This window comes from Jatrophihabitans telluris (assembly GCF_023516435.1).
In the GTDB taxonomy this organism is placed as follows: Bacteria; Actinomycetota; Actinomycetes; order Mycobacteriales; family Jatrophihabitantaceae; genus Jatrophihabitans_A; species Jatrophihabitans_A telluris.
On record NZ_CP097332.1, the window covers coordinates 1,339,384 to 1,352,361 of the forward strand.

At 66.3% G+C, this 12,978-nt stretch carries 18 protein-coding genes and 1 tRNA gene; 12 read left to right on the top strand and 7 right to left on the bottom strand.

What is annotated here, in order from left to right:
- Positions 1-22 precede the first annotated feature (22 nt).
- From orn to M6D93_RS06375, 3 genes are all read right to left on the bottom strand, one after another.
- The gene (orn, locus tag M6D93_RS06365) at positions 23-700 is read right to left on the bottom strand and encodes an oligoribonuclease (RefSeq protein ID WP_347343559.1); all 678 of its coding nucleotides are present in this window, start codon (positions 698-700) and stop codon (positions 23-25) included.
- Between the two features lie 112 nt (positions 701-812).
- Positions 813-885, bottom strand: a tRNA-Arg gene (locus M6D93_RS06370).
- 11 nt (positions 886-896) lie between these two features.
- Positions 897-1,046 (bottom strand): hypothetical protein, encoded by a 150-nt coding sequence (locus tag M6D93_RS06375; protein ID WP_249773522.1) that lies wholly within the window; start codon positions 1,044-1,046, stop codon positions 897-899.
- Between the two features lie 95 nt (positions 1,047-1,141).
- On the opposite strand from M6D93_RS06375, the gene M6D93_RS06380 reads away from it, so the two are divergent.
- The 4 genes from M6D93_RS06380 (at position 1,142) to ssb (ending at position 4,162) form a co-directional block, all read left to right on the top strand.
- Positions 1,142-2,098, top strand: a complete 957-nt coding sequence (locus M6D93_RS06380; RefSeq protein WP_249773523.1) for a GlxA family transcriptional regulator — start codon at positions 1,142-1,144, stop codon at positions 2,096-2,098.
- 124 nt (positions 2,099-2,222) lie between these two features.
- Positions 2,223-2,819: a DUF2071 domain-containing protein gene (locus M6D93_RS06385; RefSeq protein ID WP_249773524.1), complete on the top strand. Its 597-nt coding sequence runs from the start codon at positions 2,223-2,225 to the stop codon at positions 2,817-2,819.
- A gap of 276 nt (positions 2,820-3,095) precedes the next feature.
- Positions 3,096-3,488, top strand: coding sequence for a carboxymuconolactone decarboxylase family protein (locus M6D93_RS06390; protein ID WP_249773525.1), 393 nt, complete (start codon positions 3,096-3,098; stop codon positions 3,486-3,488).
- Positions 3,489-3,667: 179 nt separating this feature from the next.
- A complete protein-coding gene (gene ssb / locus M6D93_RS06395; RefSeq protein ID WP_249773526.1) occupies positions 3,668-4,162 on the top strand; it encodes a single-stranded DNA-binding protein in 495 nt (164 codons plus the stop codon).
- A gap of 123 nt (positions 4,163-4,285) precedes the next feature.
- On the opposite strand, the gene M6D93_RS19350 is transcribed toward ssb, so the two are convergent.
- Positions 4,286-4,414: a hypothetical protein gene (locus M6D93_RS19350; protein WP_283818648.1), complete on the bottom strand. Its 129-nt coding sequence runs from the start codon at positions 4,412-4,414 to the stop codon at positions 4,286-4,288.
- Positions 4,415-4,754: 340 nt separating this feature from the next.
- Between M6D93_RS19350 and M6D93_RS06400 the strand changes: the two genes are divergently transcribed.
- Together M6D93_RS06400 and M6D93_RS06405 are read left to right on the top strand one after the other, a co-directional pair.
- Positions 4,755-5,288, top strand: a complete 534-nt coding sequence (locus M6D93_RS06400; protein WP_249773527.1) for a hypothetical protein — start codon at positions 4,755-4,757, stop codon at positions 5,286-5,288.
- A 213-nt stretch (positions 5,289-5,501) separates the two neighbouring features.
- Positions 5,502-5,774, top strand: coding sequence for a hypothetical protein (locus M6D93_RS06405; protein WP_249773528.1), 273 nt, complete (start codon positions 5,502-5,504; stop codon positions 5,772-5,774).
- A gap of 64 nt (positions 5,775-5,838) precedes the next feature.
- Here M6D93_RS06405 and M6D93_RS06410 read toward each other — a convergent pair whose 3' ends face one another.
- Positions 5,839-6,111, bottom strand: coding sequence for a MafI family immunity protein (locus M6D93_RS06410; RefSeq protein ID WP_249773529.1), 273 nt, complete (start codon positions 6,109-6,111; stop codon positions 5,839-5,841).
- A gap of 171 nt (positions 6,112-6,282) precedes the next feature.
- Between M6D93_RS06410 and M6D93_RS06415 the strand changes: the two genes are divergently transcribed.
- From M6D93_RS06415 to M6D93_RS06425, 3 genes are all read left to right on the top strand, one after another.
- Positions 6,283-6,678 (top strand): hypothetical protein, encoded by a 396-nt coding sequence (locus M6D93_RS06415; RefSeq protein ID WP_249773530.1) that lies wholly within the window; start codon positions 6,283-6,285, stop codon positions 6,676-6,678.
- A 102-nt stretch (positions 6,679-6,780) separates the two neighbouring features.
- Positions 6,781-7,173, top strand: coding sequence for a hypothetical protein (locus M6D93_RS06420; RefSeq protein WP_249773531.1), 393 nt, complete (start codon positions 6,781-6,783; stop codon positions 7,171-7,173).
- A 219-nt stretch (positions 7,174-7,392) separates the two neighbouring features.
- Complete coding sequence (locus tag M6D93_RS06425; protein ID WP_249773532.1) at positions 7,393-7,722, top strand: single-stranded DNA-binding protein; 330 nt, start codon at positions 7,393-7,395, stop codon at positions 7,720-7,722.
- 123 nt (positions 7,723-7,845) lie between these two features.
- On the opposite strand, the gene M6D93_RS06430 is transcribed toward M6D93_RS06425, so the two are convergent.
- A complete protein-coding gene (locus M6D93_RS06430) occupies positions 7,846-8,673 on the bottom strand; it encodes an SDR family oxidoreductase (RefSeq protein WP_249773533.1) in 828 nt (275 codons plus the stop codon).
- A 227-nt stretch (positions 8,674-8,900) separates the two neighbouring features.
- On the opposite strand from M6D93_RS06430, the gene ettA reads away from it, so the two are divergent.
- From ettA to M6D93_RS06445, 3 genes are all read left to right on the top strand, one after another.
- Positions 8,901-10,583, top strand: a complete 1,683-nt coding sequence (gene ettA, locus M6D93_RS06435) for an energy-dependent translational throttle protein EttA (protein ID WP_249773534.1) — start codon at positions 8,901-8,903, stop codon at positions 10,581-10,583.
- Positions 10,584-10,730: 147 nt separating this feature from the next.
- Complete coding sequence (locus M6D93_RS06440) at positions 10,731-11,108, top strand: acyl-CoA thioesterase (protein WP_347343560.1); 378 nt, start codon at positions 10,731-10,733, stop codon at positions 11,106-11,108.
- Positions 11,108-11,818, top strand: a complete 711-nt coding sequence (locus M6D93_RS06445) for a DUF8185 domain-containing protein (protein WP_249773536.1) — start codon at positions 11,108-11,110, stop codon at positions 11,816-11,818. The genes M6D93_RS06440 and M6D93_RS06445 overlap by 1 nt, the downstream gene beginning before the upstream one ends.
- Positions 11,819-11,831: 13 nt before the next feature.
- Here M6D93_RS06445 and M6D93_RS06450 read toward each other — a convergent pair whose 3' ends face one another.
- The gene (locus M6D93_RS06450) at positions 11,832-12,911 is read right to left on the bottom strand and encodes a DUF2332 domain-containing protein (RefSeq protein ID WP_249773537.1); all 1,080 of its coding nucleotides are present in this window, start codon (positions 12,909-12,911) and stop codon (positions 11,832-11,834) included.
- Between the last annotated feature and the right edge of the window lie 67 nt (positions 12,912-12,978).

Below are 12,978 nucleotides of genomic sequence, written 5' to 3' on the forward strand. Positions count from 1 at the left end.
CCGGTGGTCCATCCGAGCCGGATCAGTCTAGCTGCTCGGCACCCATGGTCTCGACCGGGTTGTCGACGACCGGGTCGCTCTGCGCCGGGCTGGCTGCCGCGCCGTTGCTCGCCGGATGAGCCGCAGAGCCCCCGGGCTCCAGCACTGCGGCCGCAGCCGCGACGGCGGCTTCCTCGGTTGTCGGGCCGGGCGGCGCGACGAAGACGGTGTTGCGGTAGTAGCGCAGCTCGTGAACGCTTTCGGCGATGTCGGCCAGCGCGCGATGCGCGAGTCCCTTCGGTGGCTGCCCGAAATACACCTTCGGGTACCAACGGCGGGCCAGCTCCTTGATCGAGGAGACGTCGATCATCCGGTAGTGCAAGAACCCGTCCAGCCCAGGCATGTCCCGAGCGATGAAACCGCGATCGGTGGCAATCGAGTTCCCGCACAGGGGCGCCGTCTTGGGTTCGGGTACGAAGCGCTTGATGTAGTCGAGCACCTGCCGTTCGGCATCGCCCAGGGTCACGGCTGACGCGCGCACCAAGTCCGTCAGGCCGGAGGTCTCGTGCATCTGCTTAACGAACGGCACCATCGTGTCGAGGACGTCGTCGGCACAGCCGATGACGATGTCCATGCCATCGTCGATGATGTTCAGATCGCCGTCAGTGATCAGTACGGCGATCTCGATCAACGCGTCGCGACCGAGTTCCAGCCCGGTCATCTCGCAGTCGATCCATACCAGTTTGTCAGTGCGCTCGCTCACGGTTGCCGAGCGTAGAGCACGGTGCTGTCCCGCGTCGCGTCGCGTGCCGCGCGCTCCCGGTGGGCCGCAGTGCCCCCAGCAGGGATCGAACCTGCGACCAACCGCTTAGAAGGCGGCTGCTCTATCCGCTGAGCTATGGGGGCCCGCGGCAATGTTATCGGCGGCGGTCTCCCCGATCGGTCGGTGGACGAGGGTGTGGCGTGCCCGCCCACAGACCGAAGGACGTGTCACGGGAGTCGGTGCCCCAGAATCCCAACCCGGCGGCGACAACGGCGAAGAGGATGACAACGAGAAGGATGCTCATGGCAGAAATGGTGGCCTACAACAAGATCGCGCCACGAGTGGCAGAAATGACGCTCTTAGTTGATTTCCTGCCAGTTCCGTCGGCAGAATGACCGCATGGCTCTGAACAAGGTGGTCACCCTCATCTTCGACGGCATCCACCCGTTCGAGTTCGGGGTCGCCTGTGAGGCGTTCGGGATCGATCGATCCGATCAAGGTTTGCCCGTCTACGACTTCGTGGTGGCGTCGGAGGCAGCCGGGCCCGTGCAGACGTACAACCGGTTCAGCATGTCCACCGATGACCGCTTCAGCGAGGCCCTGGACGCCGATCTGGTCATCGTCTCCGCCGGGGAGACCGCGAAGGCCCCGCCCGCCGTCGTTGCCACCCTGCGGCAGGCGTACGACAACGGCGCACGCGTGATGGCGTTGTGCTCGGGCGCATTCGTGCTCGGGGAGGCCGGCCTGCTCGACGGGCGCGACTGCACGACCCATTGGCGGCACGCCGCGGAGTTGGCCCGGCGCTACCCGCAGGCCCGGGTGGACCCGAACGTGCTCTACGTCTGTGACGGTCGGGTTTACACCTCCGCGGGTACCGCCGCCGGCCTGGACCTGTGCCTGCACCTGATGCGCACGGTGCACGGCGCTGACGTTGCCAATGCCGTCGCCCGCCGCATGGTGGTGCCGCCGCACCGCGATGGCGGCCAGGCCCAGTACATCAACCAGCCCGTCTCGCCGACGGGCACGGACGGCCTGAGCGAACTGATGGATGAACTACTGACCGAACTGGACGAGATCCACACCGTGAATTCGATGGCCGCGCGGGTGAACATGAGCTCGCGGACCTTCGCCCGCAAATTCAACGAGGCCACCGGGACAACTCCGCACTCCTGGTTGCTTCGTCAGCGGGTGTTGTACGCCCGGCAGCAGTTGGAGTCGACTCAGGAGCCCATCGAGCGCATAGCCCAGACTTCTGGTTTCGGCACCGCCGCCTTGCTGCGGCACCATTTCCAGCGGCACACCGGTGTCGCTCCGACTGCATATCGACGGGCCTTCTCGGCGATTCATCACCGCTGAGACCCATGGCGACACACGTCGTTGAAACGTGACGAGTTTCCGCCCGAGGCTTGGGTTGAATCGGGAGCCGACGCCGTCGATGGCCTGCGTACACTCCGTCCGTGTTCCTCATGAACGGTGTTTCGTGAAGCTCCCGCGCCTTTCCGGCGAGGTCGAGCGCAGGCTGCTGATCAACTATCGGGTCGACCCGTCCGTCATCGGACCTATGCTGCCCGCTCCATTCCGGCCGCAAATGGTCAACGGATTCGCGGTGGCCGGAATCTGCTTGATCCGCCTCGGGTCGATGCGACCTTACGGATTGCCGTCCTGGATCGGTTTGCGTAGTGAGAACGCAGCGCACCGGGTCGCGGTGCAGTGGGACTCGCCGACCGGGTTGCGAAACGGCGTCTACATTCCCCGCCGTGACAGCAATTCGCTGGTGAACGTGGCGGTTGGTGGCCGCCTCTTTCCCGGGGCCCACCACCGTGCCTCCTTCGAGGTGGCTGAATCGCCTTCGGAGCTCAGTGTCGCGTTCACCTCTCGCGATCGGAGCGCCGATGTGAACGTCGTCGTCAGGGTCGAGGCAGATCTCACGGGTAGCGCACTGTTTGACGACACCGCAGCGGCCTCCGCATTCTTCGAGCAAGGATCGACAGGATTCTCCGCGACCCCGACCTCACCCGGTTCGACGGACTCGCCCTCCACACGCCCGTATGGCGAGTCGAGCCGGGCACGGTGTTAGAGGCACATTCGTCCTTCTTTTCCGACCGATCGACGTTCCCCGCAGGATCGGCAGAACTTGACTGCGCGCTCGTCATGCGGCGTATCCCCGTTACCTGGCAGCCGCTGCCGCCGCTGCGAGCCAACGTCGCGACGGCGTAGAAATCCTTCGGAATCGCGGTCGTCGGGAGGTTTTCGCGGCACGGTCCCACACCGGTGACCAGGCGCGCACATCGGATCGCGAGGGTGGGAGCAAAGGAGTTCGCCGGAGCCTGCGCGGGCGCGTATCGTCCGGCCTGTGTCCGGCGGTGAGGATTTCGACAGAGGTTTGCGCATCCGTCGCGAGGTCCTTGGCGACGAGTTCGTCGATGCCAACCTGTCCGGTTCGGACGCGTTCATGATGACGTTCCAGCACCTTGTCACCGAGCTCGCCTGGGGGCGTGCCTGGAGCGGAACGGCGCTTGACCGTAAGACGAAAGCGCTCCTGACACTCGGCATGCTCGCGGCACTGGGCCGCTACGAGGAATTGGCCATCTACGTTCCGGGCGCGCTCGCCACCGGCGCGACGGTGGCCGAGATCGAGGAAGTACTCGTTCACATCACCATCTATTGCGGGACGCCTGCCGGCCGCCAGTCCTTCCAGGCGGTTCATGAAGCGCTCCGCTCCACCGGTGCGATTGCCGCCGAGTAAGCCCGCAGCGGGGCGCACGCCCGGCCACCGAATCGCCGCTGTCCACAGCCGTCGGACTTGTCCACAATCTGGGCCGTCGCGCCCCAGATCATGCTCGGACGGGGTGAGGTGGAGCCAAGCCCTTCCCGGGCCACGGGCCGCTGGCCCGGTCACCTCGTATCTCCTGAAAGGGCCGTGCAATGAACGGAACCCAGATCACCGTCGTGGGCAACATTGTCGACGACGTCGTCGTGAAGCCCACTCAGAACGGCGACTCTCGCGTCGCATTCCGGGTGGGCTCGACGGAGCGTTACCAGGACCGTGAGACCAAGCAGTGGGTCGATGGCAAGAAGTTGTTCATCGGCGTCGTGTGCTGGCGCGAGCAGGCCGACAACGTGGCTGCGTCCCTGCAGAAGGGCGATCCAGTGATCGTTGTCGGCAAGCTTGCGTCCCATCAGTACGTGCGCGGCGAGGAGAACCGGATCAACTTCGAGATCACGGCGCAGTCGGTCGGTCCCGATCTCTCGCGCGGCAGCGCGACGTTCACCAAACGGCGGCGCATGTCGGGCAGTTCGATGCCCGCCGATGCCGATGGTCTGCCCGCAATGTATGAGGACGAGTCATACGTCGCCGAAGGCGACCCGATCGGGGGTGAGCTGGTCGGCGCTGGTCACGCCTCCGCGCAGGCAGGCTGAGCGTGCCGCTCCCGCACCTCGGTTGCCGCTCCGCGCCGGCGAACGTGCCGAGGGGTCGGATGACGATCCGACCCCTCGGGTTGTCAGGCGGGGCGAGGTCGCGCGCTCGACACGTGGGTGCCGTTACGCGCCGTGCGCCTCGATCGATACGGACTCCCACTTCTCCCAGGTCGCGAGTCGGGACTCGTAGTCCTTGCGGGCCATGGCGAGCGGGCCGTCGCCGAAGAAGATCCGCAGCGCTGGGCGAAACAACCTTCCAAGAGTCGTACATCCCGGGTAGCTCCACTTCTCGGACCGACTACGCGAACAGTCAATGGCTGACCCCTCTGGGCTGGCAAGACGTCCACTGCTCGGATCTTGTTCGTTCAGACACACACGTAAATAGCAATCAGGTCGTCCTTGCCTCGGGCGACGACTGCGCTCACTTCCAGATTTGGGACACGAGATCCTGAACTGCAACAAACCCGATGACTTAGCGCATCAACAGTAGGCAACGACCAACCCCTGCCGATGGCTCCTGAGGACCCCGATGTCCGATCTACTTAATTTAGAGCCCCCTTCCCCGGTGCGCCCATCCCCCGCGGGTTGGGCCGTGGCCGGAGCGCTCGTTGTTGCCGTGGCGCTCGCCTCCGTCGCCATCTTCATTGCTGCGCACAAAACGCAGGGCCGCGCGCGGAACCAAGCGGCTCCTGGCGCGCCGGTTTCGGCAAGTGCGCAGCCGTCGGCCGCCACCCTCACGCTTCTGAATGGCAAGGTCACGGAAGATCAACCCCCGGCCGGGACTACGGCAACCATCTCCGAAGACGCGGCACTGGCGCTGTATAACAAGTTTGCAAACAAGTCCGACAAGCAACCAACTTCGTCGCTGGTTCTGTTCACGGACCAGACATACGGCGGGGATGCGCCTCTGGGCTCGCCGGCTCGAGCTCCCTACAACCGCGTTCTCGCTTGGGACTTCCTCGTCACCGGAGTTCAGGGGGGCGGTATTAACAGCGGAGGCTATGACCCTGGGTCAACTCCATCGCCGCGACCCCTGTCCACGTCAGCAAACTGCGACTACCACTACATCATCAACGCCACAACGGGCGACGACATGGAGAGTTGGATTACCTGCCCGGCAGGGTGATATTCGTGGCCACTCGGCCACGTTCGTTGCCCGGTGGACCGAGGACTGCTCCTCGTCGGTGTGCGGTGGCGGAACCTTCGTCGGGTGTGAACACGCGCAGAGGCGCTATTCCGAATGATGACGAACCCCCTCCGCCTTATTGGTCCGAAACCTCGTCCGCTCATGCCGAAAGTCGGATGTTCCCAAGGCCCTCCGAAGTGGCAAAGTAGCGCCATGGCCGACCTGACGACGAGACTCTCGAAACGCGTCGCGCGCGACTTTCCAGAGCCGGGTAGCGCCCAGGAAGTCGCACGTATCGTTGGGGAGACCAGCGACAGCGAGCGCATCCAGGCGGCAATCGTCCTGTGGGGTCAAGGCGATCTCGTCAGGCTCCTCTACGCCAAGCGACTAGCTGATGAGGATTGGCGCGATGTCCTGATGCAGGCTGACCTCGCCGACGATGACTGGCGAGACAAGCTCGACGCAGAACTGGGTACGTCGGGCTAAGAGCCGAAAGCGACCGCAACTCCCGCGGATCGCGCATGGTCGTGCCGATGCGCGTGTGCCTTGGCTACCTGTCAGGACAGGTAGCCAACGCTCGCACCGCCCGATCGGTCAGCTGCAACCGCTCGACCAGCGTGAGCAGGTCGGCCCGCTCGTCTGCCGCCAGCGGCTGGTCGTACTCGCTGAGCTGATCGGCCATCTGTTCCACGGCCAGACCCACTTCGCCGACGTCAATTAACTCAGCAATCAGCGAGCCGTCCGTGCTCGACAGCCGGTCGTCTAGTCGGATCAGCAAGCCGCGTAGCTGCCCGGCGATCTCCTCATACTCGGCACCATCCACCAGATGATGGTCTCAGGTCAGCGGCCGATCACGCCGCTGATCGGGCGCGGAAGAGATAGCGTCCGACTCTGCCGAGGATCGCGCGTTGCCCTGAACGCCCGCTCCCTGCCGCTGAGTGCGCGGTCGTCCGATGTGCGGACGGGGCCGTGCCCGGCATGATTCGATTGGCGCGTGACTGAAGTATTGGGCGCCATTGTCCGGGAGAAGTGGACGTCGTTGCTGGCTGACGGATTCGACATCGTCGAGGAAGATCCCCACCTGCTGTTGCTGAAGTCGTCGATCGTGACCGTCCGGGTTGTGCTCGACCCGCGAGGCGAGGTTGACATCGACGTCTTCCGAACGGGAGGCGAGCGACTATACGGCTGGGCCTACACGGGCATTGTCGGCAGGGCATCGGTCGGTCGCCTGCTGGAGATTGCCCTAGCCCAAATGCGGCAAGAACCTGCGATCCTGCGCGGCGACGCCGAGTTCTATGAAGCTCTCGCCAACGAGAAAAGGGCGAGAGCCCACGCCATGACCGAGTACCACGCGGGGCGAGGCCCGCGTCCAGGTCGTCGCCTTCCGTAGGACGCCCCGAATCGCATGCCGCTGGCCGGGCGAGCGTAGCCGCCCTCAATTGCCGCGAGTTGCGCGTCGGCGGCGCGGAACGCGCCCTGACACCATGTAGGTGTGGATGAACTGACTGCCGATGCCGCGATCACCCTTGGCGGCTGGGACGCCCGCTGCGCGGTCACGCTCGCCGTGGCGTCGGCTGGCGACATCGCCGCGGCGCTGGTAAACACCAATGGCGACGGGGCGGTCATCGAACTCGATCAGTACGAACGCGACGCTGCAGGGCACTGGAACGAGATCGGGAGCGGCAGCGCTGGGGACGCGGGATCGTCGTGGTCACCGCGCCTGACGGCGGCCTGGGGACGGACAGACTCCCTTGCGTCCGTCGAAATCGAATACCTCGGCAGTCGACGCCGGGTCATCGCGTCGGCCGCCGGTTGGTGGCTGTTCATCGCTCCCGCAACACCCAACCATCGAGCGCTCCCAAGCGTCATCGCGCCGCTGTCGTAACGCGACCGGATTTGCCGCTGGTCGGGCGCGGAAGACATAGCGTCCGACTCTGCCGCTGGTCGGCGCGGTAGAGAGAGCGTCCGACTGTGCCGCTGGTCGGGCGGGGCCCGCTCCAGTGATCTGCCTTCGTCATGGCGCGGCTCATCAGGTTGGTGCCCGGTCCGGCGACGAGGCTCCGCAACAAGTTGCGCCGCGGTATCGCTGCCTGATGTGTGCGGCATGGCGTGCTGGCGCGAGCAGGCCGACAACGTGGCTGCGTCCCTGCAGAAGGGCGATCCAGTGATCGTTGTCGGCAAGCTTGCGTCCCATCAGTACGTGCGCGGCGAGGAGAACCGGATCAACTTCGAGATCACGGCGCAGTCGGTCGGTCCCGATCTCTCGCGCGGCAGCGCGACGTTCACCAAACGGCGGCGCATGTCGGGCAGTTCGATGCCGGCCGATGCCGATGGTCTGCCCGCAATGTATGAGGACGAGTCATACGTCGCCGAAGGCGACCCGTTCGGGGGTGAGCTGGTCGGCGCTGGTCACGCCTCCGCGCAGGCAGGCTGAGCGTGCCGCTCCCGCACCTCGGTTGCCGCTCCGCGCCGGCGAACGTGCCGAGGGGTCGGATGACGATCCGACCCCTCGGGTTGTCAGGCGGGGCGAGGTCGCGCGCTCGACACGTGGGTGCCGTTACGCGCCGTGCGCCTCGATCGATACGGACTCCCACTTCTCCCAGGTCGCGAGTCGGGACTCGTAGTCCTTGCGGGCCATGGCGAGCGGGCCGTCGCCGAAGAAGATCCGCAGCGGCGGTTCCTCGGCGTCGACGACCTTGAGGATGGCCGCGGAGCTTGCGCCGGGATCGCCGGGCTTGCTCGTTCGCGACGCGCGAGCAGCCGCGGCGGCGTCGCGCACCGGCTGATAGGCCTCGATCGGCGTCGCGTGGCGAGCTGACGCGCCACCCCAGTCCGTGGCGTAGCCGGTCGGCTCAACCAATGTCACCTTGATGCCGAACGTGTCCACTTCCTGCGCCAGGGCTTGGGTGATTCCCTCCAGCGCCCACTTGGACGCGTGGTACATCCCGATGTTGGGAAACGCCGTTATGCCCCCGATGGAGGTGACCTGGATGATGTGGCCCGAGCCCTGGCGACGAAGGATCGGAAGGGCTGCCTGGGTGACCCAGAGCGCGCCGAAGAGGTTGGTCTCGATCTGTTCGCGAGCCTCCGCCTCGGAAAGCTCCTCGACCATCCCGAACTGGCCGTACCCGGCGTTGTTCACGACGACATCGAGGCGCCCGAAACGTTCGGCGGCCTGTTCGACCGCCGCGAAGTCCGCTGCCCGGTCGGTGACGTCGAGTTTCAATGGAAGCAGTCGATCGCCGAACCGGTCGACGAGGTCGGCGAGCGTGCCCGTGTCGCGCGCGGTGGCAGCGACGGAGTCCCCGCGTTCGAGCGCGGCGATGGTCCACTCGCGGCCGAAGCCGCGGGACGCGCCGGTGATGAACCAAACCTTCGATGTCATGGGTATGCCTTTCGCAGGGGACCGTGCTCCAACTTTCACCAGGTACGACGTCCAGACGACGGTGGAGTATTCCGATTTTGTGAAGGATCGTCCGTTTCTGCGCACCGTGCCCAAGTCGGCAGGTCGAGCGGAGGCGGATTTGCCCCGGCTGGGACACTGGGGGCGACGAACTGCCGCGCGGCCGGGTCCGGCTGTGGCGGCGCCGAAGGACCGATTGAGGACGTGAAGTGGCTCAGTACATCTACTCCATGAACCGTGTGCGCAAGGCTCACGGCGACAAGGTGATTCTCGACAACGTCACCCTGGCCTTCTTGCCGGGGGCCAAGATCGGTGTCGTCGGTCCGAACGGCGCCGGCAAGTCGACCGTATTGAAGATCATGGCCGGTCTGGACCATGCCTCCAACGGCGATGCCCTGCTCGCCCCCGGTGCCAGCGTCGGTCTACTACAGCAGGAGCCTCCGCTGGACGAGAGCAAGACCGTCCGCGAGAACGTCGAGGACGCCGTAGCCGAGATGCGCGGCTGGTTGGCTCGCTTCGAGGACGTCTCGGCCGCCATGGGCGATCCGGACGCCGACTTCGACTCCCTGCTGTCCGAGCAGGGTGACTTGATGGAAAAGATCGAGCACGGTGAGGGCTGGGAACTCGATTCCCGCATCGAACAAGCCATGGATGCGTTGCGGTGCCCGCCCGGCGACGAGCCAGTGACGCACCTGTCCGGCGGTGAGCGGCGACGGGTCGCGTTGTGCAAGCTCCTGCTGGAACAGCCCGATCTGCTGCTGCTCGACGAGCCCACCAACCACCTCGATGCCGAGAGCGTCCAGTGGCTGGAGCAGCACCTGGCGAAGTATCCCGGCACGATCCTGGCCGTCACCCACGACCGGTACTTCCTCGACAACGTCGCCGAGTGGATCCTCGAACTCGACCGTGGCCGCGCGCATCCCTACGAGGGCAACTACTCCACCTACCTGGAGAAGAAGGCCGAGCGCCTGGTGGTCGAGGGCAAGAAGGATCAGAAGCTGCAGAAGCGGCTCCGGGAGGAGTTGGAGTGGGTGCGGCAGAACGCCAAGGGGCGGCAGGCCAAATCCAAAGCACGCCTGCAGCGCTATGAGGAGATGGCTTCCGAGGCGGAGAAAACCCGCAAGCTCGACTTCGAAGAGATCCAGATCCCGCCGGGGCCCAGGCTCGGTTCGGTCGTCGTCGATACCAGTCATCTCGACAAGGGCTTCGACGGACGACTGCTGGTCAAGGATCTGTCCTTCAGTCTCCCGCGCGGCGGCATCGTCGGCGTCATCGGACCGAACGGGGTCGGCAAGACAACTCTGTTCAAGACGATCGTCGGACTCGAAGACGCCGATTCGGGCGAGGTCCGGGTAGGCGAGACGGTCAAGATCAGCTACGTCGACCAGAACCGCGGCGGCATCGACCCGGCCAAGAATGTCTGGCAGGTCGTCTCGGACGGTCTGGACTACATCAACGTCGGCCATGTGGAAATGCCCAGCCGGGCCTACGTCTCGGCCTTCGGCTTCAAGGGACCGGATCAGCAAAAGCCTGCAGGTGTGCTGTCCGGCGGTGAGCGAAACCGGCTGAACCTGGCGCTCACGCTGAAGGAGGGGGGCAACCTTCTGCTGCTCGACGAGCCGACCAACGACCTGGATGTCGAGACCCTTGGCTCACTGGAGAACGCGCTGCTCGAGTTCCCCGGCTGCGCCGTGGTCATCAGCCACGATCGCTGGTTCCTCGACCGCGTGGCCACCCACATCCTGTCGTGGGAGGGCACCGACGACAACCCGGCCGCCTGGTACTGGTTCGAGGGCAACTTCGAGTCCTATGAGAAGAACAAGGTCGAGCGCCTCGGCGCCGATGCGGCCCGTCCGCACGCGGTGACCCACCGCAAGCTGACCCGCGACTGATCTCGACGGTCCAGCAGGATCCCCTGCAGCGTCGGCCGTGGCCCGCAACACCGGTCACCGGCCGACGGGGCTCGTCACCCATTCGGCGCGGCACGGCACTCGAAATCGGAGGTAGGGAGAGTGGCTCGTTTCACGGCGCGCTGTGCGATGCGCTGGTCGGACATGGATGCCTACGGGCACGTGAACAACACCGCGTACCTGGCCTACCTCGAACAAGCCCGGGTATCGATGTTCTTCGACCGCTACGACTCCTCGTTCAGCGCCGGCACGGTGGTCTCCCATCACGAGATCACCTACCTGCGTCCGGTGGTCTATCACCCCGAGCCGCTCCGCCTCGAGTTGTGGGTGGCCGACGTGCGGGCGGCGTCGTTCCGGGTGTGTTACGAGATCTTCGATGGCGAAACTCTGGTCGCCACAGCGTCGACGAACCTGGTCACCTTCGATTTCTCGACCGACCGGCCGCGCCGCCTCAGCACCGAAGAGAAGGCCATCCTGGCCGGCTACACCGACGAGCTGGCGCCGTAATGACGGTGCTGGCCTTACCCGGGCGAACAGCGCTGGGCGATTTCGTGCCGATGGCGCAGCGCGCGGTGTCGATCGACGAGCAAGCGCTCATCCGTTTCCGTGGTCAGCCCGGGGCGATCGGCGGGTACGTCCGGCTGCCCTTCGAGGTGCTCGCCGGCCGCACCGTCGCCTCACCGGCCGAGGAGCAGACCGCGACCCGGTTCGACATCACCGTCTCGGCCACAGACTTCCTGGCCTTCGCCGCTCACGCGCCCGCACTCCGCACGACGCCCGCACTCCAGTCGACTCCCGGAGTCGACTCGCTGGCCCGCAGAGATGCGGGCTGGCTGGCTCCGCTTCCGCCCGCCCAAGGCTGGGTCCGAAGGGAGCGGGTGCCCGACGCCACCATCCGTGAACTGGTCCGCTCCGGCGCCCTGCTGGCCCGCGATGCCGAGAGCCGGACGTCGCAGGAATCGCTGCTGTCCTCCGTCGTGCTCACCGTCGACGAGGCCCCTTCCGGTGCGCCGGCATCGACCAGGGGCGAACCGGTGCGCGTTCCGCTCGGGCCCCTCAGCGCCTTGACTCGCATGGGGTTTCTGCCCCGTGACAGCGACGCCGCAGTCGACACCGCACCGGGCTGGATCCGGATCGCCGCAGGGTACGGATCCACCTATGTCGCCACCTCGCGCTCCGGGCTGGACCTCCTGGGAGGACTCGGGCTGCTGAGCTGATCGGTCGCGGTGCTCACGAGCGCACGGTCCCGTCCAATCGCACCGGAACGCCGTGATCGGCGACGGCACCCAGCCGGCGCGGCTCCGGCGCTGAGCGCCCCGGACCCCCTATCGACACCGTCAGCTCGGCCGTCCGACCCGGCGACTCCGGCGAGGACTCCATGGCGATCTCGGCGATCGGCATACGCTCGGCCGCCGCGGCGATCGCGGCCGAGCTGGCCTGGACCTCCGACGCCGGCCAGTAACCACGTGTTACCGAATGCCAGACCACCGTCAAAGTCTGCGGTCCCGGCGCGGTCCCGAGCCGTTGACGGAGCCACTTGCCGGCCGGCGCCCGATCGACGTGCACGGCTGAGATCGTGTCGGCTTCTGTGACGGTGTCGGCGGCAATCGCCAGTGCCGCCTGAAGGCGGGCGTGACGGTCGAGCTGATCCGGCCACACGAACGAGACCAGGCGCAGGCGACCCTGTTCGGACAGGGCGTCGACGGGCGACAGATCGCAGCCAGCCCGTTCGACGATCGTGAACGCCTGTGGTCGCACCGGTCCGATCACCGCATCGACCAGCCGCAGGGGCGAGTCGAGGGGCCCGTATCCCCATGCCTCCGGGTCCGAACCCTCAATCCGGAAGCGGTCGACGAGCAGGTTCAACCCCGCACTGGCCCCTGGTTCGAACAGCCTGATTCGGTGCAACCCGCTTCGCTCGAGCGCGTCGAACAAGCCCACCAGCAGCGCCACCGCGCGGCCGGGCTCGTTCGTCTGGGGAGCGATGTCCAGCGCAGCCCGTAACTCCGCCACGTGCCGGCCGATGACCTCGCGAGCGACCGGCCACGCCTGGCCGGGGTCATCGCGGCCTCCGACGTCGGGGTAGAACCGCCCGAGGTCCGGGGCCCGGCCGGTGAGGACGATCCGGTGTAGTCCGGCGAGCAATCGAAGCTGGACCAGCGCCGAGGGCGGCGCATCCTCCCAATCCCGGCACACCTCGCGGGTTACTCCGGAGCGGTCCCAGTCCTCAGCGAGCCCCAGAAGCAGAACCCGGTAGAGACCGGTCATCTGCTCGGCGTGGCGCCGGAACTGCTCGGCGAGGGTAGCCATCGCATCACCCTATGGCGCTCACCCCTGGCGCCGACCATGCCAACCGTGAGCCCCACGCTGCGGGCTC